Origin of the sequence: Lysinibacillus telephonicus (genome assembly GCF_003966145.1) — a bacterium.
Classification (GTDB): Bacteria; Bacillota; Bacilli; order Bacillales_A; family Planococcaceae; genus Ureibacillus; species Ureibacillus telephonicus.
Genome location: NZ_RXNR01000051.1, coordinates 1 through 26,753 on the forward strand (window position 1 = coordinate 1; position 26,753 = coordinate 26,753).

General features: G+C 34.8%; 27 protein-coding genes. 21 read left to right on the top strand and 6 right to left on the bottom strand.

Features of this window, described 5'->3' with window-relative positions; translation table 11 throughout:
- Positions 1-236: 236 nt before the first annotated feature.
- The 17 genes from hflK to EKG35_RS15195 all read left to right on the top strand — a co-directional run bounded on the left by hflK (position 237) and on the right by EKG35_RS15195 (position 18,872).
- Positions 237-1,214, top strand: coding sequence for an FtsH protease activity modulator HflK (hflK, locus tag EKG35_RS15115; RefSeq protein WP_126295372.1), 978 nt, complete (start codon positions 237-239; stop codon positions 1,212-1,214).
- Complete coding sequence (hflC, locus tag EKG35_RS15120; RefSeq protein ID WP_126295373.1) at positions 1,204-2,229, top strand: protease modulator HflC; 1,026 nt, start codon at positions 1,204-1,206, stop codon at positions 2,227-2,229. Before hflK ends, hflC begins: the two co-directional genes overlap by 11 nt.
- Positions 2,230-2,503: 274 nt before the next feature.
- Complete coding sequence (locus EKG35_RS15125) at positions 2,504-3,943, top strand: serine hydrolase domain-containing protein (protein WP_400194810.1); 1,440 nt, start codon at positions 2,504-2,506, stop codon at positions 3,941-3,943.
- Between the two features lie 417 nt (positions 3,944-4,360).
- Positions 4,361-4,798 carry a DNA polymerase I gene (locus tag EKG35_RS15130; protein ID WP_185807781.1) on the top strand — a complete coding sequence of 146 codons (438 nt, stop codon included), beginning with the start codon at positions 4,361-4,363 and terminating at the stop codon, positions 4,796-4,798.
- 187 nt (positions 4,799-4,985) lie between these two features.
- Positions 4,986-7,613 carry a DNA polymerase I gene (polA, locus tag EKG35_RS15135; protein ID WP_126295375.1) on the top strand — a complete coding sequence of 876 codons (2,628 nt, stop codon included), beginning with the start codon at positions 4,986-4,988 and terminating at the stop codon, positions 7,611-7,613.
- 12 nt (positions 7,614-7,625) lie between these two features.
- Positions 7,626-8,498 (top strand): bifunctional DNA-formamidopyrimidine glycosylase/DNA-(apurinic or apyrimidinic site) lyase, encoded by an 873-nt coding sequence (gene mutM, locus EKG35_RS15140; RefSeq protein ID WP_126295376.1) that lies wholly within the window; start codon positions 7,626-7,628, stop codon positions 8,496-8,498.
- 18 nt (positions 8,499-8,516) lie between these two features.
- Complete coding sequence (coaE, locus tag EKG35_RS15145) at positions 8,517-9,110, top strand: dephospho-CoA kinase (protein ID WP_126295377.1); 594 nt, start codon at positions 8,517-8,519, stop codon at positions 9,108-9,110.
- Between the two features lie 291 nt (positions 9,111-9,401).
- Positions 9,402-10,421, top strand: a complete 1,020-nt coding sequence (locus EKG35_RS15150) for a glyceraldehyde-3-phosphate dehydrogenase (protein WP_126295378.1) — start codon at positions 9,402-9,404, stop codon at positions 10,419-10,421.
- 216 nt (positions 10,422-10,637) lie between these two features.
- Complete coding sequence (nrdR, locus tag EKG35_RS15155) at positions 10,638-11,108, top strand: transcriptional regulator NrdR (protein ID WP_126295379.1); 471 nt, start codon at positions 10,638-10,640, stop codon at positions 11,106-11,108.
- Positions 11,109-11,126: 18 nt separating this feature from the next.
- The gene (locus EKG35_RS15160; protein ID WP_126295380.1) at positions 11,127-12,497 is read left to right on the top strand and encodes a replication initiation and membrane attachment family protein; all 1,371 of its coding nucleotides are present in this window, start codon (positions 11,127-11,129) and stop codon (positions 12,495-12,497) included.
- A gap of 10 nt (positions 12,498-12,507) precedes the next feature.
- Positions 12,508-13,446, top strand: coding sequence for a primosomal protein DnaI (dnaI, locus tag EKG35_RS15165; RefSeq protein WP_126295381.1), 939 nt, complete (start codon positions 12,508-12,510; stop codon positions 13,444-13,446).
- A 495-nt stretch (positions 13,447-13,941) separates the two neighbouring features.
- Positions 13,942-15,873 carry a threonine--tRNA ligase gene (thrS, locus tag EKG35_RS15170; RefSeq protein WP_126295382.1) on the top strand — a complete coding sequence of 644 codons (1,932 nt, stop codon included), beginning with the start codon at positions 13,942-13,944 and terminating at the stop codon, positions 15,871-15,873.
- 89 nt (positions 15,874-15,962) lie between these two features.
- The gene (locus tag EKG35_RS15175) at positions 15,963-16,898 is read left to right on the top strand and encodes an S-layer homology domain-containing protein (protein ID WP_126295383.1); all 936 of its coding nucleotides are present in this window, start codon (positions 15,963-15,965) and stop codon (positions 16,896-16,898) included.
- 334 nt (positions 16,899-17,232) lie between these two features.
- Positions 17,233-17,739 (top strand): translation initiation factor IF-3, encoded by a 507-nt coding sequence (gene infC, locus EKG35_RS15180; protein ID WP_126295384.1) that lies wholly within the window; start codon positions 17,233-17,235, stop codon positions 17,737-17,739.
- Positions 17,740-17,770: 31 nt separating this feature from the next.
- Positions 17,771-17,971, top strand: coding sequence for a 50S ribosomal protein L35 (gene rpmI, locus EKG35_RS15185; protein ID WP_118877317.1), 201 nt, complete (start codon positions 17,771-17,773; stop codon positions 17,969-17,971).
- Between the two features lie 69 nt (positions 17,972-18,040).
- Positions 18,041-18,400, top strand: coding sequence for a 50S ribosomal protein L20 (gene rplT, locus EKG35_RS15190; protein WP_126295385.1), 360 nt, complete (start codon positions 18,041-18,043; stop codon positions 18,398-18,400).
- 202 nt (positions 18,401-18,602) lie between these two features.
- Positions 18,603-18,872 carry a DUF1294 domain-containing protein gene (locus tag EKG35_RS15195; RefSeq protein ID WP_126295386.1) on the top strand — a complete coding sequence of 90 codons (270 nt, stop codon included), beginning with the start codon at positions 18,603-18,605 and terminating at the stop codon, positions 18,870-18,872.
- A gap of 176 nt (positions 18,873-19,048) precedes the next feature.
- Here EKG35_RS15195 and EKG35_RS15200 read toward each other — a convergent pair whose 3' ends face one another.
- The 3 genes from EKG35_RS15200 to EKG35_RS15210 form a co-directional block, all read right to left on the bottom strand.
- On the bottom strand, positions 19,049-20,134 hold the full coding sequence (locus EKG35_RS15200; RefSeq protein WP_126295387.1) for a copper resistance D family protein: 1,086 nt from the start codon (positions 20,132-20,134) through the stop codon (positions 19,049-19,051).
- 6 nt (positions 20,135-20,140) lie between these two features.
- A complete protein-coding gene (locus EKG35_RS15205; protein ID WP_126295388.1) occupies positions 20,141-20,716 on the bottom strand; it encodes a copper resistance CopC family protein in 576 nt (191 codons plus the stop codon).
- Positions 20,717-20,858: 142 nt separating this feature from the next.
- A complete protein-coding gene (locus tag EKG35_RS15210; RefSeq protein ID WP_126295389.1) occupies positions 20,859-21,404 on the bottom strand; it encodes a helix-turn-helix domain-containing protein in 546 nt (181 codons plus the stop codon).
- A gap of 111 nt (positions 21,405-21,515) precedes the next feature.
- Here EKG35_RS15210 and EKG35_RS15215 point away from each other — a divergent pair, with 111 nt between their 5' ends.
- Positions 21,516-22,133 (top strand): LysE family translocator, encoded by a 618-nt coding sequence (locus EKG35_RS15215; protein WP_126295390.1) that lies wholly within the window; start codon positions 21,516-21,518, stop codon positions 22,131-22,133.
- A gap of 187 nt (positions 22,134-22,320) precedes the next feature.
- Here the strand turns inward: EKG35_RS15215 and EKG35_RS15220 are convergent, their stop codons facing one another.
- Positions 22,321-22,707, bottom strand: coding sequence for a sigma-w pathway protein ysdB (locus EKG35_RS15220; RefSeq protein ID WP_126295391.1), 387 nt, complete (start codon positions 22,705-22,707; stop codon positions 22,321-22,323).
- Between the two features lie 92 nt (positions 22,708-22,799).
- Here EKG35_RS15220 and EKG35_RS15225 point away from each other — a divergent pair, with 92 nt between their 5' ends.
- Both EKG35_RS15225 and EKG35_RS15230 read left to right on the top strand, forming a co-directional pair.
- On the top strand, positions 22,800-23,282 hold the full coding sequence (locus tag EKG35_RS15225; RefSeq protein ID WP_126295392.1) for a dUTP diphosphatase: 483 nt from the start codon (positions 22,800-22,802) through the stop codon (positions 23,280-23,282).
- 63 nt (positions 23,283-23,345) lie between these two features.
- Positions 23,346-24,434: a M42 family metallopeptidase gene (locus EKG35_RS15230; RefSeq protein ID WP_126295393.1), complete on the top strand. Its 1,089-nt coding sequence runs from the start codon at positions 23,346-23,348 to the stop codon at positions 24,432-24,434.
- An 84-nt stretch (positions 24,435-24,518) separates the two neighbouring features.
- On the opposite strand, the gene EKG35_RS15235 is transcribed toward EKG35_RS15230, so the two are convergent.
- Positions 24,519-24,764, bottom strand: a complete 246-nt coding sequence (locus EKG35_RS15235; RefSeq protein WP_126295394.1) for a YkuS family protein — start codon at positions 24,762-24,764, stop codon at positions 24,519-24,521.
- A gap of 381 nt (positions 24,765-25,145) precedes the next feature.
- Here EKG35_RS15235 and argF point away from each other — a divergent pair, with 381 nt between their 5' ends.
- A complete protein-coding gene (gene argF / locus EKG35_RS15240; protein WP_126295395.1) occupies positions 25,146-26,111 on the top strand; it encodes an ornithine carbamoyltransferase in 966 nt (321 codons plus the stop codon).
- A 213-nt stretch (positions 26,112-26,324) separates the two neighbouring features.
- On the opposite strand, the gene EKG35_RS15245 is transcribed toward argF, so the two are convergent.
- Complete coding sequence (locus EKG35_RS15245) at positions 26,325-26,627, bottom strand: hypothetical protein (RefSeq protein WP_126295396.1); 303 nt, start codon at positions 26,625-26,627, stop codon at positions 26,325-26,327.
- Between the last annotated feature and the right edge of the window lie 126 nt (positions 26,628-26,753).

A 26,753-nucleotide genomic window follows, 5' to 3' on the forward strand; every position in this document is an offset into this window, starting at 1 on the left:
CCGCGGAAAGCGTCCGCCGAAACGGAAATCAACTAACTTATTCAAAAAGGGTTATTAATTTTATTTTAAAAGAAAAAAGACTGTAGGCAAACTCGAATTTTCGAGTTTGTCTACAGTCTGATTTTCTTTTTTTTCTAAAAGGTTTATAGCTGTATTTTATAATTTTGTTGAAACTTTTCAAGGAAATAAACGTAGATTAGTTAACGGTTAAAAGTTATAAATATAGGGGGATTTAGATGAGTATAAAACGTACTTTATTAATCACTGGACTAGGACTCCTGTCCATTATTTTATTAATCGCTGCTTTTACTTCTTGGTATACAGTAGATGAATCAGAACAAGCAGTAGTTATTACATTCGGTCGTGCTGACGACATGGTAACTGATTCTGGTTTGCATTTTAAATTGCCATGGCCAATCCAAAAAGTTGAAGTTCTTTCAAAAGAAACATATAGTTTGCAATTTGGCTATAAACAAAGCGAAGATGGTGAAATTGAGGCCTATGATGATGAAACGAAAATGATTACAGGCGACGAAAACATCGTACTAACTGATTTAGTCGTGCAATGGAAAATAACAGAACCAGAAAAATACTTATTTAATGCACAAGATCCAAAAGAAATATTACATAGTGCTACTTCGAGTGCGATTCGTTCTATTATCGGCAGCTCAACAATTGATGAGGCATTGACAGATGGAAAGGCAGAAATTGAAGCAAATACTCGAGATTTGCTCGTTTCATTAATCGAAAAATATGATATTGGAATTAGCATCTTAGGAGTAAAGCTTCAGGATGTCGAGTTGCCAAATGAAGAGGTTCGTGCTGCATTTACAGCGGTGACAGATGCTCGTGAAACAAAAAATACGAAAACAAATGAAGCAAAAAAATATGAAAACCAAAAGTTAAGCGAAGCACAGGGGGAAAAGGATGCAATTATTTCTCGTGCAGAAGGGGAAAAAATTGCCCGCATCCAACAAGCTGAAGGTGAAGTTGCTGTATTCAATAAATTATATGAACAATATACCGGCAATCGTGAAATTACACGTCAACGCCTAATTTTGGAAACATTAGAAACGGTATTGCCCAATGCGCAAATTTACATTATGAATGATGATGGGGAGACATTAAAGTATTTACCTCTTCAGCCGACGACAAATTCGTCTCAAAAACCAGTAGATGAATCGACGGAAGGAGCGAAAAATAATGAGCAATAATAAAAATCAGTTCGATGGAGATTTAGAAAAATTCGTTAAATCTCTTTTTGGGGATAACAATAAGAAGAAAAAAGATGTGGTTGATATCCAAGATGCAAAAATTGTTAAAGATCAAAATAAAAAATCATTTAATTTCCGTCAATTTTGGAAATCTGCAATAGTTTTAACGATTATTTTTGCTGCTATTGTTATCTGTATTGCAAATGTTTATATCGTTAAAGAAAATGAATATAAAGTTGTTCGCCAATTTGGTGAAGTTGTGAAATATGAGGAAAATCCAGGGTTAAATATGAAAATCCCATTTATTCAAAGTGTCACAACACTACCAAAGAATTTAATGACGTATGACATGACGGAAGAAGAGATTAATACATTAGATAAAAAACGCATCATTATTGATAATTACGCAGTATGGCGCGTAACAGATCCAAAGAAGCTTATTTCAAATGCAGGTACGTTAATCAATGCGGAATCCCGCATGGAGGAATTTATTTACTCTGTTATTCGAACTGAGCTTGGACAATTAAATTATGATCAAATTATAAATGATGAAAATTCATCGCGCGGTAGTTTGAATGACCGTGTAACAGAAAAGGTTAATGAGTTATTAGAAAGCGGGAATTTTGGTATTAGTGTAGTAGATGTTCGAATTCGCCGTACAGATTTACCGGAGGAAAATGAGCAATCAGTATACACTCGAATGATTTCAGAACGTGGATCGATTGCCCAAAAATATTTATCTGAAGGGGATGCAGATAAAAATAGAATTGAAGCCCAAACAGACCGTCAAGTAAAAGAGTTAATTGCAACTGCGGAAAAAGAAGCAGCAATTATCCGAGCAGAGGGTGAATCAGAGGCTGCTAAAATCTACAACCAAGCATTTTCAAAAGATCCAGAATTCTACTCATTATACCGAACATTAGAGTCATATAAACAAACGATTGGTGAAGATACAGTTATTATCCTACCATCAGATTCACCATACGCTCGAGTATTATCAGGCTATATCGAATAATAAATGAAAGCATCTATATAAAGGGAAATCCCCTTTTATAGATGTTTTTTTCTTCCCACGAAAGTAATTCCATTCCTAATCTGGTTATCTAAGTCTATAGATGTATAACAGGTTACACCTAAAAATGTATTAAAGAATTTCCATTAAATTGTTATATTTAATTCAACCTTCGTTTACATAAATCGAAATGAATTGACTTGTTAATAGAAATAGCTGCTTTCAATGCAAAATTCAATACATAATAGTGCAAAAAAAATTAGGAGCTGGATGTAATATGAATACCATGAAGGTTTTACCCAAAATAATTTTAATTTACATTACATTTTTCTTACTTCTACCAATAAATCAAGTTTCTGCACAACAAGATATTAAGAAAAAAATCGAAGATTACATTGTTTCTTATCTAGAAGAATATAAAGTTCCCGGTGCATCAGTTGCCCTAATACATAATGGTGAGGTTTTTTATTCAAACTCATGGGGTGTTACGGGGGAATCAGAAGAAAAAATAACTACTAATACACCGTTTACAATAGGTTCTATCAGCAAATCATTCACCGGCTTAGCTATAATGCGATTAATCAATGAAAATAGTATCGAGCTCGATGATCCTATACAAAAGCATATCCCTTGGTTCACACTGGATGATAAACAAGCTGCAGCACAAATAACAATTAAACACCTACTTACCCAAACGAGTGGAATTAGTACGTATACTGGATTAACAATATCAGACAAAGAATCAAACGACTTCAATGCAATTAAAAGTCATGCAGAAAGTTTATCAGACATAAAGCTTACGGCTCCTGTTGGAGAAAAGCATCAATATAGTAATGCCAATTTTTTGATTCTTGGTGCTCTTATTGAGGAAGTGACGAATCAAACATACTCGGAATACATGGAGCAAAATGTATTTCAACCACTAAAGATGAGAACGGCAGCTGCTGACTATGACTCAGCATATAAAAAAGGCTATTTAAGTGGATACCAGTCTTGGTTTGGAATACCACGAAAAAGTATGGTTGACTATGATAATGGCGGTGCTCCTTACGGGTACTTAACGGCAAGTGTAAATGATATGGTCCAATTCATAAAATTTTTAAGAGATCAGGATTTTAACAATTTTTTAAACGAAGAAAATAAGAATTTATATTTAAATCCATATATTGAAACAGGAAAAGATCGTTATTATGGTTTAGGAATCCGAATTTCAAATCCAAATTCCAACGAAAAAATGATATGGCATTCAGGTTCAACTCCAGATTCACATGCAGAGGTATTTTATATTCCGAAAATAGACTGGGGTGGAATAATACTTACAAACAAAAATAATGTTCTAGAAGAGGAAGGACTATATTATGTGAAATTAGGTATTATTAATATTCTAAAAGGTGAGGATCCAATTGAAATTCCACATAATACACCGACAATTCAATTGATTGTTTTAGTATTTGTTTGCTTGCTTTTAAGATCTTTCATTTATTTATTTTTAGCAGTTAAATCTAAATATACTAGAAAAAAAGGCTTATGGCGTATAGTAGGGGTTATCTGCTTAGCTTTATCTATTTCACTTATTCCTCTTCTTACTTATAGTTTCGGGTCCCCTTGGCATTCCATTAGAGTTTTTTCACCAGATTTAGCTTTACCTATAGTAGCTGTTGTAACATTCTTAGCTGTAAATGGCGTTTTATCAATAGTATTTTCATACAAAAAATAAAAAAGATTTAAATTCTGTTTTAATAAGTATCCCAAACCATTTTGAACATTTTTTGTTTAAAATGGTTTTTTAATTAAACGAAAACAATTTATTACTTATTTGCTTACACATAGATACATAATTTACTACTTTATAATAATATAATTCTTGTTATAATGAAGTAGTGATTTATCTTCTTTTTTGTACTGAAAGTGAAGCGACATGTTCAGGCGGCCAGTACAGAAAGCTCCATAGATTTTAGTTGTGGTCAAACGGCGCTGAATGAAGAGAAGGCTCCAGATAATCATGTAAATCTCGCAGTAGAATTGGGAAAGAAAGATTATCTAGTACATTGCATACAAGCGGCCTCAAACACGAGTCCGAAATAGGACAAGTTAGTCGTGGGATAATTAATTAATAGAAAGAGAGGAATGGCTGTTGAATATTTTAAATAGATGGATTCTAAATTTCCTTTTAGCATTTATTATGGCTTGTTCGATTACGGCATTATATAGTCCAACACCATACTCTTGGATGAAAATTGAAATTTATCACTTACCAGTATTGTTTATCATCATGTTTGCTTTAACATTTTTCATAGCAAAAGATGTTCGATATAGCTTTAAAAAGGTTTTTAAATTCGACAAAAGGAAAGACAAGCGTCCAATTTGGCAAGTTGGAATAGGGATGATTTTTTATTTTGCACAAGTAGGGCTAGTTGAAGTATTTTGGCGATCATTAATGGGGTATGAGCTAGGTGGAATGCCGCTTTATTTAGTATTCGCCTTTATGAATGCATTTTTATTAACTGTTATTTATGAGGAAATTTTTTATCCAAGACAATCAGACAGTAAAACTACTAAAGTTCATAGCTAATATTTTTCAACAAAAAAACACGTATTGATCGTATTCGAATCAATACGTGTTTTATAATGGAATTAAAACTCATTTCAAGATAAAGTAGAACAGAAATAGGTTACACTGATAAGGGATAAAAATTTTTTAGTGTCAGTAAAAGAATAAAATTTAATTACATAATAGTCCGATAAAGGAGTGCTACTGAATGGGGAAAGAAAAGTTATTATTACTAGATGGGAATAGCTTAGCATACCGTGCATTTTTTGCATTGCCGCTATTAACAAATGATAGTGGAATTCATACGAATGCAGTATATGGGTTTACGACAATGCTTCAAAAAATTTTAGAGGAAGAGAAGCCTACAAAAATGCTCGTTGCTTTTGATGCAGGAAAAACAACATTCCGTCATGAGTCCTTTGAAGAGTATAAGGGCGGAAGACAGAAAACGCCGCCCGAACTATCTGAGCAATTCCCATATTTGAGAAAGCTAATCGATGCTTATCAAATTAAGCGATACGAAAAAGAGCTTTACGAGGCTGATGATATTATAGGAACGCTTGCAAAAGAAGCATCTGCAAAAGACATGGACGTAATTGTTGTTTCTGGTGATAAAGACTTAACGCAATTAGCAACAGAACAGGTTACAGTTTATATTACTCGCAAAGGTATGACGGATATCGAAAAATATACGCCAGCCCATATCGAAGAAAAATATGGACTCACTCCACTTCAAATTATCGATATGAAAGGATTAATGGGGGATACTTCTGATAATATCCCTGGAGTTCCTGGAATTGGTGAAAAAACAGCTATTAAATTATTAAAAGAATATGGTTCAGTTGAGGCTTTATACGAACAAATTGCTGATATGAAGCAATCAAAGATGAAGGAAAAGCTACTCGATAATGAAGAGCAAGCGAAATTATCGAAAAAGCTTGCTACGATATTCACAGAAGCTCCAATTGAAATTTCATTAGATGATTTAAATTATCCTGGTCCAAATGAAGAAGAACTATTAAATGTTTGGCAAGAGCTTTCTTTTAAATCGTTAATTGAAAAAAGCGATTTTCAAATGGAGGAAAAGGAAACAGCTGAGCTTAAATTTGATATTACCGAAAACGTAACAGAGGATATGCTTCAAGACGTAATGGCTGTTCATGTTGAGCTTGAAAATGAGCATTATCATTCATGCCAAATTTTAGGTTTTGGCTTTACTGATGGAGTTAAAACATTTTTCGTTCCATTCGAAGCTGTGCATCAAAATGAAGCGATAAAGAAATGGCTAGAAGACGAAACGAAGAAAAAGTACATGTCTGACAGCAAAGCAGCACAAGCCATATTAAAAAGGATTGATATTAATTTGCACGGGGTTGTTTTTGATATGCTGCTTGCATCATATATCGCTAATCCCGCAATTTCTGGTGATGATGTTGCAACATTATCGAAGGAATTTGGTTATACAGATGTACAAGCTAATGAAACAATTTACGGAAAAGGTGCAAAATGGACAGTGCCTGAAATACATGTATTAGCAGAGCACGTTTGCCGCAAAGCGTTTGCTATTTGGTCATTGCAGCCTGTACTGGAAGTTAAATTAAAAGAAAATGAACAATTTAATTTATATCACGATTTAGAACTTCCACTTGCCTCTATTCTAGGCTCTATGGAAAGTGAAGGTATAAAGGTTAATATTTCGACACTTAAACAAATGGGTGAAGAGCTGGAACAAAAAATTTCTGCACTTGAAAAAGAAATTTACGAACTAGCAGGGGAAAATTTCAACATTAATTCACCAAAGCAGTTGGGTGTAATTTTATTTGAAAAATTAGGCCTTCCTGTTGTTAAGAAGACAAAAACGGGTTATTCAACTGCAGCAGACGTGCTAGAAAAACTACAATCTGAACATACGATTGTCAAATATATTTTAGACTATCGACAGCTGGCAAAGCTGCAATCAACTTATATTGAAGGGCTAATTAAAGAAGTTCATAGTGAGGATAGCAAGGTTCATACAAGATTCCAACAAGCACTTACAGCTACAGGACGTCTAAGTTCTACTGACCCGAACTTGCAAAACATCCCGATTCGCTTGGAGGAAGGACGTAAAATAAGACAAGCATTCGTACCTTCAGAAAAAGATTGGGTATTATTTGCAGCAGATTATTCACAAATCGAATTGCGTGTTTTAGCACATATGTCACAGGATGAAAATCTAGTTGATGCATTTAAGCAAGGAATGGATATTCATACTCGTACAGCGATGGATGTATTCCATGTTCCAGCAGAAGAAGTAACATCCAATATGCGTCGAGCTGCTAAAGCTGTAAACTTCGGCATTGTGTACGGCATTAGTGATTATGGTTTATCACAAAGTTTAGATATTACTCGAAAAGAAGCATCAGAATTCATTGATAAATACTTGCAAAGCTTCCCTGGTGTAAAAGATTATATGGACAATATCGTCCAAGAAGCGAAGCTAAAAGGCTATGTTACTACCATTCTAAATCGCCGCCGCTATTTGCCTGATATTACTAGCAGAAACTTCAATTTGCGCAGCTTTGCAGAACGAACAGCAATGAATACACCGATTCAAGGAAGTGCAGCTGACATTATTAAAAAGGCTATGATTGATATGGATGCACGATTGAAAGAAGAAGGTTTAAAATCTAAATTATTATTGCAAGTTCATGATGAATTAATTTTTGAAGCACCAAAAGAGGAAATTGAAATTTTAGAACGAATCGTACCTGAAGTAATGGAGCACGCAATTGAACTAGCGGTTCCATTAAAAGTAGATTTTTCTTATGGCAGCACATGGTACGACGCGAAATAAGGAAGTGGAAATATGCCTGAATTACCGGAAGTAGAAGGTGTTGTTCGGGCTTTAGTGCCTGCGGTAGAAGGAAAAACAATTGAAAAAGTGGAGCTTTCAAAAACGATTTATAGTTCATGGTCGGAAGGAAAGCAATGTATTATAAAAAATATCGAACCGAATCTTTTTGAAGAAGTATTTCAAGGAATGACTATCGATAAAATTAACCGTCGAGCAAAATACATTTATTTTTATTTAAAAAAGGACGAAGAACATTTTCTTTTTGTCAATCATTTAGGAATGACTGGGGCATGGTTTGTTGTAACAAAAATAAATGAAATAACTGAAGAGAAATTTCGCAAGCATATCCATGCTATTTTTTACTTAAAATCTGGGGAACTTCTTATTTATGCCGACATTCGCCGTTTTGGAGAAATGCGATTCATTTCGAACGAAAACGAGCATCCTCCACTTTTGCAAATGGCGCCAGAACCATTTGATGATGCAGCTTGTCAGTATTTTATTGAAAAATGCGAGCTTCCAAAATATCGCAATAAGGCGATTAAAGAAGTTATTATGGATGGTCAAGTAATCTCAGGATGCGGCAATATTTATGCAACGGAATCTTTATTTAAAATGGGGATTCATCCTGCAAGAAAGGTAAGTCGTATTAGTAAAAAACGTAAAATAGAATTGTTTGAAGTAATCCGCAATATTTTGCAGCAAAGTATTGAAATGGGAGGCTCAACAATTTCTGATTATCGAAACATTAACGGGGAAGCTGGCGGCATGCAGCATCGTTTAAAAATGTACGGCAAAAAAAGCTGTCCACAATGTGGAACTTCTACTAAATCGCTTGTCATTGGCGGGCGGACTTCGGTCTATTGCCCACAATGTCAACATTAAAAGGGTGTGGGATGAAAAGTGATTATTGGGTTAACAGGGAGTATTGCAAGTGGAAAAAGTACAGTTGCAAATATGTTAAAGGAACATGGATTACCGATTGTCGATGCGGATTTAGTAGCTCGCCTCGTTGTTGAGCCTGGAACACCTACTTTAAAAAAAATTGTTGCTGTCTTTGGGGAAGACATTTTAACTGAAGATGGTGCAATGAATCGGCAAAAAGTTGGATCCATTATTTTTCATGATGAAGAAAAACGAAAAGCATTAAATGCAATTATTCACCCCGCTATTCGTCAAGAAATGCTTAGACAGCGAGATGAGTACCTTGAAAATGGTGAAAAAACAGTCGTGATGGATATTCCATTATTATTTGAAAGCAAATTACAGCACTTTGTTGAAAAGATTTTAGTCGTTACGGTAACAGAACAAACACAATTAAAACGCTTAATGGAAAGAAATCAATTAAGTGAAGAAGAAGCGAAAGCTCGAATCAGCTCACAATTGCCTTTAAAAGTAAAAGAACAGGGTGCTGATGCTGTCATTTATAATAACGGTACGATTGAAGAGACAAAAGAGCAGTTAGAGAAAATTCTAAAAAAGTGGAATGTCATTTGAAAGTAACTTATTAAAGAACTCCACCTCTACAAATAATATTTGTAGAGGTGTTTTTTTACTTTTCGATGAGGATAATTTGTTTGACATACGACGTGGCATAACTCGCCGGCAAGCCTATTTGTGACGAAAGTACAGCGTCAGTAATAGGGGGTTTACACAGTTCTTATTTTCAGAAAATAAGAACTTTTTTATTATCGAAAGAATGTGTTCACCTTTTTAATAAATGTGCTATACTATTTGGGAGAATGGATGACATAATTAAACTCTAATTATCAGGAGGATATATATAAAATGACAGTTTCTATTGCTATTAACGGTTTTGGCCGCATTGGCCGTATGGTTTTTCGCCAAGCAATCGTTCAAGAAGACTTAAGTATTGTTGCTATTAATGCAAGCTACCCAGCAGAAACGTTAGCACATTTAATAAAGTATGACACAAATCACGGGAAATTTGAAGGAACAATTGAAGTTGAAGAAAACGCTTTAATTGTGAACGGGAAACGCATCGAACTTATTAGCGAACGTGATCCTTTAAAGTTACCGTGGAAACAAATGCGTGTAGATATCGTAATTGAAGCTACTGGTAAATTTAACGAACGCGATAAAGCTGCGATGCATTTAGAGGCTGGTGCTAAAAAGGTTATCTTAACTGCTCCAGGTAAGAATGAGGATATCACAATCGTAATGGGAGTTAATGATGAATTGTTAGATGTTTCAAAACATGATGTAATTTCAAATGCATCTTGTACTACAAACTGTCTAGCACCTGTAGCGAAGGTTTTAAATGATACATTTGGTATTGAAAATGGTTTAATGACAACAGTTCATGCCTATACAAATGATCAAAAAAATATTGATAATCCACATAAAGATTTACGCCGTGCCCGTGCATGTGCGGAAAGCATCATTCCAACATCAACAGGCGCTGCAAAAGCATTATCATTAGTGTTGCCTGAATTAAAAGGCAAGCTGCATGGAATGGCTTTACGTGTACCAACACCAAACGTATCTCTTGTTGACCTTGTTGTTGACTTGAAAAAAGATGTAACTGTTGAAGAAGTAAATGCAGCATTCAAGGCAGCTGCAGAAGGATCCATGAAAGGCATTTTAAACTTCACAGTTGAACCACTAGTTTCAACAGACTATAACACAACGACTTACTCATCAACTGTAGATGGACCATTAACAATGGTTATGGGTTCAAGAAAAGTTAAAGTTTTAGCATGGTATGATAATGAATGGGGTTATTCTGCACGCGTTGTAGATTTAACTAAAAAAGTTGCGAAAGCTTTAGAAGTAGTAGTAGCTTAATCATTTTGAGTTATGCAGGTAGGAGTTTTTACTCCTGCCTTTTTTTATTTGACCGAAAAAACAAAAATTTTGAAAGAGATGTGTTTTTCTAATTTCATTATTTCACGAATTGTATTAAAATGTAGATTTGCATAAACAATAAAGTGCTGTTTTTCTAGTTGAACTAGTTTTGTTATAATAAGATTACCAAATAGAGTGAACCAGGAGAAAATTTTTATGAGATGTCCAGCTTGTCAATTTAATGGAACACGTGTCGTAGATTCTAGACCCGTTGATGATAATAAAGAGATTCGAAGACGTCGTGAATGTGAATCATGCGGCTTTCGTTTTACAACTTTTGAAAAAATAGAAGAAACACCTTTAATCGTTGTTAAGAAAGATGGTTCGAGGGAAGAATTTAGTCGTGAAAAAGTATTGCGCGGTTTAATACGAGCATGTGAGAAACGGCCAGTATCATTAGAAACATTAGAGGGAATAGTTATTTCAATTGAAAAGGATTTAAGGAGAATCGGCAACCCCGAAGTAAGATCTGAGGATGTTGGGGAAATGGTAATGGATCGACTTGCGAAAGAAGATGAAGTTGCCTACGTTCGTTTTGCCTCTGTTTATAGACAATTTAAAGATATTAATGTGTTTATTTCCGAGCTGAAAGAATTGCTTCATCGTCAAACGGATATTAAAAAATAAACAGATGGAGGGATGAAAATGGTTCATTTGTACAAGGAAATACAGCCAGCGGATCATTTTGAAATTAGTCTCCCTCACTTCCTTTCAACGAATGAACGTCAGCTATTAACGCTGTTTTATCAACCGTTAACTGGGGCAGAGCCTATTAGTCTTTATTTAACTTTATGGGCTGAGGGAGAAGACATACATTCAAGCCCAATGACCCACTATCACTTAATGAACGTATTAGATGCACCGATTGGAAAAATATTCGAAGCACGTATAGCGCTTGAAGCAATCGGTCTACTTCGAACGTGGCGAAAAGATGAAGGAGAAAGCCGCCACTTTATTTATGAATTAAATCGACCACTTGATGCGCATACGTTTTTCCAAGATCCATTATTATCAATGTTTCTATTTTCAAAAATTGGCGAACAAGCCTATCGAAAATTACGAAAGCGTTTTGTAAAACAAATAAATAAAGATGCCTATAAAGAAATTTCAAGATCCTTTATTGATGTTTATAAGCCAGTTCATACAAACGTACCAAAAGACTTTTTTCATACTGACGTAAAAAGGTCAAATAAGGAATATCCTTTTTATTATGAACAATTTGATTTTAATCTTCTAATGTCAGGGCTATCAGAACAGCTTATTCCTTCAAGTAGTATTACATTAGAAGTGAAGGAAGTAATTGCAAAGCTTGCGTTTCTCTATCAATTATCTCCTTTAGACATGCAAAAGGTTGTCATTTTAGCATTAGATGATAATATTCACATTTCAAAGGAGCGCTTAAAGAAGGCGGCTGCTGACTATTATAAGTTGACTGTTTCAAAGGATGCACCCAAATTACAAAAGACATTTATACAAACCGATGCACCAATTATTCAAGAAAAGAATTCTAAGGAACAAGAGCTTCAGCATTATCTCGAAACGACTCCGCCGATTCAAGTGTTGCGAGATATAAATAATGGGAAGGAACCTTTGCCATCCTCTGTTCAAATTGCTGAAGATTTAGTTGTTAAACACGGTATGCCTGTAGGGGTAGTTAATGTGCTTCTCGAATATGTTATGCTTACAACTGATATGAAGCTTCCGCAAAAATATGTCGAAAGAATAGCCGACCACTGGATGCGTAAAAATTTAAAAACCGCAAAAGAAGCTATGGAATTAGCTCGAACAGAACGTGATAAGTATACAAAATGGAAAAATGAAAACGAACAAAAAACTACTACATCAACAAGTAGTTATAAAAAGAAAAATGCTGCTAGCAAAGAGATTGTTCCTGAATGGTTTTATAAAAGAAATGAACAAAAAAACGAGAGTACCCAATCAAAAGAAACAACAGCTATTGATTTTGAACAGGAGCGTCTAAAAATATTAAAAAAACTTGGTGTACAAGACGGGTAGGTGACCTAAAATCGAACCGATTAACAATTCATTAAAAAGAACAATTAAAGTTCCATCATTTCAGGAGCGGTATAATTCCATTCGACAAGAAATTTTAGAAAATGGTGCTGTGCAAAGATTTCTAGCTGAGAACGACCAAATAGTAAATTTAGAAATGGTTGAGCGAAGTTTACCAAAGTTATATGAATATATTAGTCAGTCGACTGAATGCTGTAACTGTGGAAATACTGAACAATGCACGAATTACTTAAAAGGATTTGTTCCGAAATTGTATATTTCACAAAATATGATTGATGTGCAGTACGAAAAATGCCAGCAGAAAATTATAGAAGATGAAAGACGTGTTATTGAGTCCATGATATCAAGCATGCATATGCCAAAGGATGTTCTTAGGGCTACTTTAAAAGATTTGCAAATTGATAACACATCACGGGTAAATATTGCGAATAAAGCTGCTGATTTTATTGCACAATATAAAAGTACCGGGGAGCTTCCAACAAAAGGTTTTTATCTATATGGAGAATTTGGAGTCGGTAAATCTTTCGTGCTTGGAGCAATAGCTAACGAATTAGCGAGTTTAAAAATTCAAACAGTTGTAGTATTTGTTCCTGAATTTTTACGGGAAATGAAAAATTCAATTCATGACCAATCATTAAATGAAAAAGTTGACTATGTGAAACGTGCACCAGTGTTAATGCTTGATGATATTGGAGCGGAAACGTTATCCAGCTGGACGAGGGATGAAATATTAGGAACGATTTTACATTATCGTATGAGTGAGCAGCTTCCAACATTTATTACTTCAAATTTCGATTATGATGGATTGGAACATCATTTAGCACAAAGCTCACGAGGGGATGTAGAAGTCGTTAAAGCCGCTCGAATTATGGAACGAATCAAAGCAATCACCACTCCTATTCAAATGGGTGGGAAAAATCGACGCCATTAACTTTTAAAAATTCTGTCGATATTTAGTTGCATTTCGTAATAATCGAGCGTATACTTTCAATGTAAATAATCCAAATAAAAAGCTATGAAGAGGACAACAAGTTTGTGAGACGACTTATAGAGAGGGAAGCCTTGGCTGAAAGTTTCCTAGTACGACGCAATCTTTACTACCTCAGAGCCTTAGCGGGGAATAATCCGCTAACGTTTACCGGTGCGTTAACCGACCTAGAGCTTCGTCTGATAACATTTTATCGGAAGGAAGAAGGGTGGAACCACGAGCATATGCGTCGTCCCTTTTATAGGGACGGCTTTTTTATTTTCTCGAGGGTTTGTATTTTTAGGGATTTAATGGGTTATGTGCGGTTTTTTGAGATTTATGTGCGAATTTTAGAAAGTTATGTGCGGTTTTTTAACTTTTAAGTGCGAATTCTAAAATTTTAAGTGCGAATTTCAAAAAACGTTCAACCCATAAAATAAAAAAGAAGGAGAATTAAACATGTCAGAAGTAATTAAATTAACTTTTCCAGATGGTGCAGTAAAAGAATTTCCACACGGCACATCAACTGAAGAAATAGCAGCTTCGATTAGCCCAGGACTTAAAAAACAGGCTTTAGCTGGTAAAATTAACGGTACACTTATCGATTTAAAAACACCTATTGAAGTTGATGGTGCAATAGAAATTATCACACCAAAATCTGAGGAAGCTCTTGAAATTTTACGCCACTCAACAGCTCATTTAACAGCGCAAGCAGTAAAACGTCTATTCCCAGATGTAAAACTTGGAATCGGTCCAGTTATCGAAGGCGGTTTCTATTATGATATCGATTCACCAACTCCAATTTCGGCTGAGGACCTTCCGAAAATTGAGAAAGAAATGAAAAAAATCATTTCTGAAAATCTTGAAATTGAACGTAAAAACGTAAGCCGTGATGAAGCGCAAGCAATTTACGAAGAAGTTGGCGACGAATATAAATTAGAACTTTTAGAAGCAATTCCTGCTAATGAACAAGTATCTATTTATTATCAAGGAGAATTTTTCGATCTTTGCCGTGGAATTCACGTACCATCAACAGGTAAGTTAAAAGAGTTCAAGCTTTTATCTTTAGCCGGTGCTTACTGGCGCGGTAATTCGGACAACAAAATGCTTCAACGCATTTACGGTACAGCATTCTTTAACAAAGAAGATTTAAAACATCATCTTCAAATGCTAGAAGAAGCAAAGGAGCGTGACCACCGTAAAATTGGTAAAGAGTTAGAACTATTTACTTTATCTCAAACAGTTGGTCAAGGGCTACCACTTTGGTTGCCAAATGGTGCTACAATCCGTCGTATCATCGAACGCTATATCGTCGATAAAGAAGTACGTCTTGGTTACAAACATGTCTATACACCAGTACTAGGATCGAAAAAACTATATGAAACTTCAGGACACTGGGGCCATTACCAAGATGACATGTTCCCGCCAATGGAAATGGATAACGAAACATTAGTGCTTCGTCCAATGAATTGTCCACACCATATGATGGTATACAAATCATCGATGCACTCATATCGTCAGCTTCCAATTCGTATTGCTGAATTAGGAACACAACACCGTTATGAAAGTTCAGGTGGACTATCTGGTTTACAACGTGTACGCGGGATGACTTTAAACGATGCACATATTTTCGTACGTCCAGATCAAATCAAGGATGAGTTCAAGCGTGTTGTTAATTTAATTCTTGATGTCTACAAAGACTTTAACTTAAACGAATATAAATTCCGTTTATCTTATCGTGACCCAGCAGACACAGAAAAGTATTATGATGATGATGCAATGTGGGAAAAAGCGCAAGGTATGTTAAAAGAAGCGATGGATGATCTTGGCTTAGAATATTATGAGGCTGAAGGCGAAGCTGCATTCTATGGACCAAAATTAGACGTTCAAGTAAAAACAGCGATTGGTAAGGATGAAACATTATCAACTGTACAACTTGACTTCTTACAACCAGAACGCTTCGATTTAACTTACGTTGGAGAAGATGGAAAGCAACATCGTCCAGTCGTTATTCACCGTGGTGTTGTATCAACAATGGAACGCTTTGTGGCATTCTTAATAGAAGAATATAAAGGGGCATTCCCAACTTGGTTAGCACCTGTTCAAGTTCAAGTTATTCCAGTATCAAATGAAGTTCACTATGACTATGCACAAAAAGTAGTTGCAGAACTTCAAGCAGCAGGAATCCGAGTGGACATGGATGATCGTGAAGAAAAATTAGGCTATAAAATCCGTGAAGCACAAATGCAGAAAATCCCTTACATGCTTGTGCTTGGAGATAAAGAAGTTGAAGATTCAAGTGTGAACGTTCGTCGTTACGGTTCTAAGGACTCTGAAACAGTTGCGTTTGAAGAGTTCTTAAACAACATAAAAGCAGAAATAACAAAATAATTTTAGATGACGCATCGACAAAAAGTCGGTGCGTTTTTTTATAAGGTCGTCTAAGCCGTGAAATGGTAAAATAAAGGGGGGTGAGAAAAATGAAAAAAATTATTTGTAGTGTTGCATTAGGGTTAAGTTTATTAGTTGCTCTACATTCTGCAGAAGCAAGCGTACATTATAAGGATGTTAAGCCGACTGATAATTTTTATCCAGCAGTAGAAAGTATGATTGAGCAAGGAGCAATTAGTAGCACGCTACCTTATTTTAATCCGAATGAAAAGGTAACTCGTGGTCAAGCTGCTAAAATGATTGCTATTGCTGCAGGCTTAGATTACGAGAATGTTTCACAATTTGATAACTTTAAGGACGTACCGAAAACACATCAATTTTATCCCTACATTGATGAAATGCATAGTAAGGGCATAATTAGTGGATATAATTATTATGAATTTGGTGTAAATGATTATTTAACACGTGGTCAGATGGCGAAAATTTTGGTAAATGCTTTTAATGTACCGCTGTTAGCAATTGAGTCACATGAAGACCCGACGCCGCAGTTTAAAGATATTTTTACATATAATTACGGTGACATCCTTTTTAAACAACATGGTTTAGAAATTATGTCTTTAAAATATTTTAATTTGCTCTCGGGGTTATCTGAAAATGAATATGGGATAAATAAGCATGTAACACGTTCTCAACTTGTTCTATTAATTGATAAACTTCAGAAGAACAAAGAAAGTTACTCCAATATACGAAAGTTAACTTTATCTCAATACTTTGAAAATTATATTTCAACTGCTGCACCTATTATTATTGAAGATACGTCTATCGTAAAAGTAATAGCATATATACCTAACAACATTTCTATACGTTATCGTCCTAGCAGCCCACAAAAATTGCAATTTGCACTTTTAAAACCTTTAAAAGAAGGAACAACAACAATTACTTCAAATAATGGCGAAAAAATTAGTGTAACAGTCTATAAAAAAGACGGGGTATTAAGAACTTCCTTTGAGAAATTACCACAGTAGAATTTATTTAATAAAAAATTAAACACAAATAATATTGTTGACATCTAATTTTATTGATGATAATATTAACTAGGTTATGAATACAAGTTTGTGGTTGAAGTAGAGGCTGCCCGCTTCTCACCTGTAAAGACGCATTTGCTGTTATCAGGTATGACACGTTGAATTATTTAGGCGCTACTTAAGCGTATGCAAATATAGCGGGCGGACATCTTCTAACATGTCCGTCCTTTTTTTATGGACATACTTAGGAAGTGTACCGTTCAACCGGGCGTTTTTGCGAAAAACTCATGTATTCGCGACACAACCTTGGAGGTGGATTCGTATTAGCAAAGACATGTATGTAAACGAAGGCATTCGCGCACGTGAACTTCGTTTAATCGATCATAACGGTGATCAGCTTGGAGTTAAATCTCGTAATGAAGCTTTAGAAATTGCCGCTCGTGTAAACTTGGATCTTGTCCTTGTGGCCCCTCAAGCTAAGCCACCAGTCGCACGTATCATGGACTATGGTAAGTTTAAGTTTGAACAGCAAAAGAAAGATCGCGAAATTCGTAAAAATCAAAAAGTCATTAATATGAAAGAGGTTCGTTTGAGCCCAACAATTGATGAACATGATTTTCAAACGAAATTACGCAATGCTATCAAATTCCTAGAAAAAGGCGACAAAGTGAAATGTACTTTACGTTTCAAAGGTCGTGCAATTACACATAAGGAAATTGGTCAACGCGTGTTAGATCGTTTTGCTGAAGCTTGTGCTGAAGTATCTACGGTAGAACAAAAACCGAAGATGGAAGGCCGAAGCATGTTCTTAGTTCTTCAACCAAAGAACGAGAAAAAGTAATACAGACGAATAGTTTAGGAGGAAATTCGAAATGCCAAAAATGAAAACTCACCGTGGCGCTGCGAAGCGTTTCAAAAAAACGGGCAAAGGAAAATTAAAATTTGACCGTGCTTACGGAAGCCACTTATTCGCAAACAAATCTACAAAACAAAAACGTCACTTACGTAAAGCAAAAGTTGCTTCTTCAGGTGACTTCAAACGCATCAGATCTTTACTTACTTACATGAAATAATTTTTAAGTAAAATAGATACGGATTGTAATCAATTAAACATTCGAAAGAATTAGCAGGAGGTAATTAGTATGCCACGCGTAAAAGGCGGAACAGTAACGCGCAAGCGTCGTAAAAAAGTATTAAAATTAGCAAAAGGTTATTTTGGTTCAAAACATACATTATATAAAGTTGCTAACCAAGCAGTAATGAAATCAGGTCAATATGCATACCGTGACCGTCGTCAAAAGAAACGTGATTTCCGTAAATTATGGATTACACGTATCAATGCTGCTGCTCGTATGAACGGCCTTTCTTACAGCCGTTTAATGCACGGTTTAAAAGTAGCTGGTATCGAAGTTAACCGTAAAATGTTAGCTGACCTAGCTGTAACTGACGCTCAAGCATTCGCTCAATTAGCAGAAGCAGCGAAAAAAGCAGTAGCGAAATAATCATTTTCGCCAAGCGAAAATGATTATTTCTGCACCGAAAGCGAAGCGACAGGTGCAAAATTTCTGCACCGAAAGGCGAAGCCGACAGTCGCAAAATCTCTGTGGCGAAAGCTTGCGACAGCCGCAAAATACTTAATTATAATAAAGACTGGTAGGAAATCCTATCAGTCTTTTTGTATATGTGAAGGATTGGGGTGACACGATGGGACTAGCGTTATTAACTTATATTGTTGTAGTATCTATTATTTTATGTATTTTTATGTATATTGATAAATCACGGGCAATAAAACATGAATGGCGTATTTCAGAAAAGTCATTATTTATATTAGCTATTCTTGGTGGAGCATGTGGTGGTGTGTTAGGAATGTACCTATTCCGTCATAAAACAAAGCATAATTCATTTGCATTTGGTTTTCCGCTCCTAGCAGCTATCCAACTATTTATCCTAGTAAGAGCTTTTAAGTACTTCTAATTCAATTTGCACATAAGCTTTGTTGTATAAGCAAAATTTTCCATAGCAGCATGCAAGAATTAATTTAGTAGTATTAATTAAAATACATATAAAGACCAACTCAAGTGAAATTTGAGTTGGTCTTTATGTTAAGGCGACATCTTATAATAAGAATTGCAATTTGGTAATAAAAATATTTATACAATGCTTAACATCAATGAAAAGTAAGCGCAAACAACGAGCAGAACACTCATTAAAAAAGACATAATCGCAGGCGCTTTTTTTATAAACGAAGCTATCATTAACATCGAGAATAAAATCGCTAAAGCAATAAAAGATGCGCTTGTCGGGTTTAATGCAAGCTGTACAGTCATTTCCTGCTGAGCTTGCCCGTTATAAATAAAGTCAAACAGTTTAGAAGTATTGTCTGGTGAACTACCTGCCTCTTTAGGCGGTGATTCTTGACCTAATAATGCTGTTGCAGAAAAAATTAAAAGAATAATTATACTTTCCATTTTAGCCCATGGTCTTGGATTAAAATCTGTAGAATCGTGTAATCGCTTTTTAATAAAAATACTATTAATCACTGCATAAAGGAGTAAGGGAATAATTAATAAATGTTTTATTAATAAAGCTTGCCCATATGGAGCTAACCAAGAGTTTGCATAATCTGGAACGACAAAAGTCATTAAAATTAGTCCAGTGATTAAGGTACTTACAAAACAGGCAAATGCTACGGGTGAAAACCATTTTAAAAAGTTTAGCCAATTGACATGATTTGTTGAAAACCAACTGATGACAATTAATATTCCTACCCAAACACTAACAGCTGTTAAATGCAGAGTATCACTTATAAAACCCCACACATGGTCGATAGAGCTGGCATGGCTGGTCCAGCCTATTGACAAAATCAATATTAGAGTAAACAAAATGCCGATATAACTATTGATTGCTTTCTGCTGATAATCGAATAAACAAACAAAAATTAATAAAATAATCGATATAATCAGAGTGAAGACCCAAGCTTTTCCTACTTCGAAAGTTAAAAGTATTGACTGTAATGCTTCAAGGACTCCGATTCTTGGAGCCAAATACAAAATAATTTCTAGTACAGGAAAAAATGAGAAAATAGCAATTCCTGCTATTCCAGCAATAAGACCCTTCTGCGGGAAATTAATGTTAGGACGATGGGTTTTTGGAACGAGAGAAAGTAGAAAGCTTCCTAAAATAAAAGAAAAACATAAATACATTAAAATCTGACTTATGATAATAAGAACAAACATAATATATTATTTCTTTCTTTTCAACATAAATAGGAAGCTTGCGATAACGATAACTATGAGTACCCCAATAATAATTGGTACTGCATTTGATGATGTCGATGCATCTTCTTCCATTTCCGCTTGATTACCTTCATTCACTTTACTTGTTTCATTTTCTTCAATATTTGTTTGTGGTTCAGTTTCTTCAGTTGATTGTTCTACCGTATTTTGTTCTTCTGTAGTTTCAGCAACTGGTAAGTCATAAGTAAATGAAATGTCATCTTCCATTACATGACCATCTGCTCCAATAATGTTCCATTTAACTTGATATTCTCCATTGTCTAAAGGAGTTGTAATATCTCCTAACAGTTGATTTTCTGATATTGAAATATTTTCAACAGGTATGGATTCACCATTTGAATTTTGAAGGGTAAATTCACTGCCTTGTTCGATTTTAGTACCAAAAGTTAATATTATTTGTTTTAATTCTTCTTGAATCACTTCACCATCTTGAGGTGTTGAACTTTCAAGTGTAGTGTGTGCAAAGGCATTGCTCGTACACGCTAATAAGAAGATGAATGATAAGAAAAATATTTTTTTCATTTATTTTGCCTCCTATAAATAGTGTCCTTCAAAAGTGTAACATATAGTGAATGGAAGAATAGGTGAATAACCTTCTACAAATCCGTGAAATTTATGAAAAGTATTTTTTACAATTAATCGATAGTATGTGTTTAATGCGCTCCTAAAATGAGGGAGGTGTTACAGAAAAAAGAATACTAACAGGCTTGTCAGATAAATTACGCCACATATGCATAGCGTGTGTAGGGATTTTTACACTGTCGCCTGTTTCAAGCATATATTCATCATCTAGTAGAGTTAGGTGTATAGGGCCATTTAATACGTAAGCAACTTCCTCTCCTTTATGTGATAGTGGTGTTTCTGAAGACGACATGCCTGGCTGTAAATGCATAATTGCAGTAGCTAATTGACTAGTAAAATCTGGAGAAATTAATTCATAAGCTAATCCATCAATTACCATCTGTTTTCTTTTATTGCTTCTTACCACTAATTCCTTTGTATCGATTTCTTCCATTAAGAATGTAAAAACAGGAACATCCAATACCTTTGCTAATGACTTTAGTGTTTGAATTGATGGATTCGCTGTGCCTTTTTCTATTTGACTTAACATAGATGGTGTAATATTAGCCCGCTTCGCCAGCTCTCTTAATGAGAGCTCTGCATTTTTGCGGTATTGTTCAATTTTTAAACCGATAAATGTTTGATTCATTTTTTCCTCCATTAATTATTATTTAATTAATTTATTTGTATTGAACATCTGAACGTCTAATGTTAAATTAAATTTAACATATTAAATGAAGTCGTACAATGTGGAGGGGCTATGATTACTTTTATTTTAATGACATTATTTGTTGTTATGAGTCCGGGAGTAGATACTGCTTTAATTACAAAGAGGACGATTGCGGATGGTAAAAAAGACGGTTTGCAAATGGCTTTAGGCATTACAACAGGCTCACTCGCCCATACCCTTGCAGCAACACTTGGTTTATCGACTTTAATTCTCCAATCAGCAGTTGCCTTTACCATTTTAAAGTGGGCAGGTGCTATCTATTTAATTTATTTAGGTATTCAAGCGTTTATCAACCGGAAATCTCCAGCAACTGCAACTGATTCAGATAATATTTTAGAGAAGAAAGGATCAGCCTATAAGGAAGGTTTTTTATCAAACTTACTCAATCCAAAAGTAGCGGTTTTTTTCATTACTTTTTTGCCACAGTTCGTTACGACAGCAGAGCGTGCAATGATAGAACTATTCTTTATGGGAAGTATATACGCTCTTCTTTCAATACTTTGGTTTGTTTTCTATGTTTTCTGCTTGCATTATATTCGTGAGTGGCTGTTATCACCGACTGTTCAAAACTATATGGAAAAGTTAACGGGTATAGTCCTAATTGGATTTGGCATAAAATTGCTTTTCACCCAAAACGAATCACATTAGAAGATGTATAAGAGGAAGTAGGGGAAATTTACGGTTAGGTCAATAGTAAATATTTTTTAGTTATAGACGTTGGCTAAAACTGTATAGAATTAAATGTCTAATAAAGTTTCACATCAAATAGGATAGTCTATCATGCATATTTCAAGCATTGTTAGACTATCCTTATTTTGTTCCTTTTATTTTGATATTATCGTTCCTTCATAAGTTGTTCGATTGGATTTTTCCAATTTATTTTTGCTTTTGGGTAATTCATAAGGATTTCTTTTTCTAAAAATAAAAAATCCTCTTTAGTGAGTCCTTGAAGCCTCATTGCATCATGCACCCAAACAAATATAGAAACAACCTCAAATGAATCATCTGTTGTACCTAAATATTTCTCCCCTTCAAAAAGGGCACCTTTATAAGAAATAAAAAAGTTTTTTCTAACATTTTTCACATCATCATAAAAATAATATTGTCCTTTTTCATAGGCTTCATCTAGTTTTCGTTTTGGATCTGTTAGGAAACGTACAGCCTTATAGAATATGTAAATGATTAGTACAATAATGAGTATGCGGAATAATAGAAGAGCCAAGTAAGTTCCCCCTTGTAAAGACATTGTAGTTTCCTTTACGATTAAGTAGGACAATAAGTTTCATTTTTTATAAAGAAATTGAGGGATATTTTATGGAATTTAAAGAACTTTTTGAAATGCAGAGACAACTAGATGCATTTATTGAAAAAACACAGAACATTGAACGCGATGTATTCAAAGAAAAAGGACTAGCCTTAATGATTGAACTTGCAGAGCTGGCAAATGAAACAAGATGTTTTAAATTTTGGAGTACAAAAGGGCCATCTGAACGTGAAATTATTTTAGAAGAATTTGTTGATTCAATTCATTTCTTACTTTCGCTTGGAAATGAAAAAGGCTTATCTCTAGATGCATGGCCTGAAATTCAAATGAGAGAAGATTTAACAAGTTGGTTTTTACGGACACAAGATGCAATATTAACTTTCATACAGCATCCAACCGAGGATTTATATCGTAGTGTTTGGCAGCATTACGGTGTATTAGCGTACAATTTAGACTTTTCATTTGATGATATTATCGGTGCATATATTGCTAAAAATGAGAAAAATTATGAACGCCAAAGAACTGGATATTAAATATTTCATAATCCGAAATAATAAAGGTATAATAAGGAACAAAATCGTTAGGAGGGTGAATTGATGGCTGAGTTAGATAGTACGTTAAAAATGTTGAAAGAATTAACAGATGCAAATGGAATTGCCGGCAATGAACGAGCACCTCGTGAAGTAATGAAAAAATATATCGAGCCATTTGCTGATGAAATCGAATACGATAATTTAGGAAGTTTGATTGCGAAAAAAGTGGGCGATGCAAATGGTCCAAAAATTATGATTGCTGGCCATTTAGACGAAGTGGGCTTTATCGTATCACAAATTGATGAAAAAGGTTTCATTAAATTCCAAACAGTAGGTGGTTGGTGGAGCCACGTGATGCTTTCTCAACGTGTAACGATTACAACTCGCAAAGGTGAAGAAATAATTGGTGTAATCGGGTCAAAACCACCACATATTTTGCCTGCTGAAGCACGCAAAAAAGTAGTTGATATGAAAGAGTTATTTATTGATATCGGTGCTACATCAAAAGAGGAAGCTATTAACTGGGGAATTCGCCCCGGTGATATGATTACACCATATTTTGAATTCAACGTCATGAAAAATGAAAAAATGCTGCTGGCAAAAGCATGGGATAACCGAATTGGTTGTGCAATTGCAATTGATGTTTTACGTGAGTTAAATAATGTGAAACATTCAAATGTTGTATATGCCGTAGGAAATGTTCAAGAAGAGGTTGGGCTGCGCGGAGCAAAAACATCCACATATAAAATTCAGCCAGATATCGGCTTTGCATTAGATGTTGGTGTTGCTGGCGACACACCAGGAATTACACCGAAAGAATCAACTTCTAAATTAGGAGATGGACCGCAAATTATCATTTATGATGCTTCAATGGTTGGTCATAAAGGTCTTCGTGATTTTGTAGTAGATATTGCAGAAGAAAACAACATCCCTTACCAATTTGATGCAACTCCAGGCGGAGGGACAGATGCTGGCTCAATTCATCTGACTGCTAATGGTGTTCCAGCGATGGCAATTGGTATTGCAACGCGCTACATCCATTCACATGCATCAATTTTACACCGTGATGATTATAAAAATACTGTAAAATTAGTTGTAGAAGTTATTAAAAGATTAGACCGCGATGCAGTGGATAAAATTATTTTTGGATAATTCAATAACCAATTATTTCAGTTTTTGCAGATAGAAAAAATTAAAAGATGCTGTCCAAATCTGTGGCAGCATCTTTTAATTATTTTAGTGAAACATTTTGTCTACACGTTCTAAAACCTCATCAGCAGATAGACCACGAGCATCTATTATAGGTGCTGTTGTTGTAGTATCGCTAATCCCCATCATGTTTTCATCTTGGCCTGTAATTACACAACAATCACATTTGCTTGCATCTTGTTCACTGCGAAGCTGAACAACTTCATATCCTTTTGCTTGTAAAGCAGCTTCAACGTTTGATAATGATTGTTCAACACCAATTACTTTAGACATAACTTCCACCTCCTATATGTAATGTGTCATATAGCAATGCTAATTATTCACTTCGCTTACTTTTTTGTTAAGGCTCTTATCAAAAGTATGACAATATAAAAAAATGATAAAATATCATAACTAATATTTAACTCTTTGCATATACATAGTAATGGTCTGTTGGTTTTGAATTAATTTTTAAACTTATATACGAATATTTATAAGTGTCATTTATCTAAATATCACAATTATATTAGTATTTTCGACGTTTTTTTAATTTTATACATGTATATTTTATTGCTTTGAAAAGATGGTAAAAAATAATAAAAATACACTTGATTAAATAAATATGCATATGTATAATGAAATACATCATCAATCGAAATAAGGGGCGTTCGTTATATGAAATTATTAGAAGAGGTTCAGCTCAAGCTAGTATCGAGCATAAAAGGGAAAGATCTATTGACTCTACTTGATTATTCAAGCGAGGAAGTACAAGATTTAATTAGCTTGGCCACACAATTAAAAAAAATTACTAAAGCTGGCAGATGTCCAAAATTGCTTGAAGGCAAAACCCTTGGAATGATCTTTGAAAAACATTCAACACGTACACGCATTTCTTTTGAAGTTGGTATGAATCAGCTTGGTGGAAAAGCGATGTTTATGCATTCTCGCGATATGCAAATTGGACGTGGTGAACCGATTTCAGATACTGGCCATGTTTTATCAGGTTATCTTGACGCAATTATGATTCGTGCAAACTCGCATGAGATGGTAAAGGAATTAGCTGAACATGCTTCTATTCCAGTTATTAATGGATTAACAGATTTGTATCATCCTTGCCAAGCGTTGGCTGATTTAGAGACAATCGCTGAAAATAAGGGAAGTCTAAAAGGGTTGAAAATTGCTTACGTTGGAGATGGAAATAATGTTGCGCATTCTTTAGTAGTAGCTGCTGCTCATGTAGGGATGGATGTTGTTGTTGCAACGCCGGTTGGCTATGAACCTGATGCAAATATTATTTCGAAAGCGCAAGAAATTGCAAAAACAAATGGAAGTTTAGTGACGGTTACAAATGATCCAATTGCTGCCGTAAAAAATGCTGATGCAGTTTATGCCGATGTATGGACTAGTATGGGGCAGGAAGAGGAAACTGCGAAACGCTTAATAGATTTCAAAGGCTATCAAATAAATGACGATCTTGTTAGCCATGCAAAGCCTGATTATATGTTCTTGCACTGCTTACCTGCTCATCGTGAGGAAGAAGTGTCGTCATCTGTTATCGACGGACCAAATTCATATATTTTCGAGCAAGCAGAAAATCGTCTACATGCACAAAAAGCAGTACTTGCTTCAATTTTAGCTTAATGTAATCAAATCAGTAAATTTATACGGGAGTATATCTTTACTTGATAAAATATCAACTAATCATTTACGGGGGACTCGCTGTAAATATTAGAACTCGATGCTTATTTCAAGATGGAAAGAAGCATCGTTACATAATTAAAGCAACCTGGGAGACGCTGGGTTGCTTTTTTAATGATCGCATTACTATTAAATCTAAGTTTCTTTAAACAATTCTCAGAATCCTGATTGCCAGGCGATAATAATAAATGTGGTCCAGAGTAAAGACAGAATTATTATAATGGTACTGATTAAATGCAAAATTTTTTCTCCCGTGCTAAGATTTTTTCTTCTAAATGACATAAGGACTATAGCTATAATTGAACAAAAATATGACAAAATTGCCCCAACCCAGTACCACTCCATAGTTAATGTCCCATCTGCTCCCCAATATGCCATTGATTGAAACATCATACTAAATATAAATCCAGTAAGTGAAAAAACAAATACAGCTATCCCCCCATAATTTATTTTCCCCATAATAGCCTCCCTCTATAAATGTTGATATATCAACGGTTTGACCCGTTTTATCTAATAGAAAAAATATTTTTTAAAGAATAATATTTTAGTATTTTACAATACTTCAATTCATTTACAGTTTGAGGA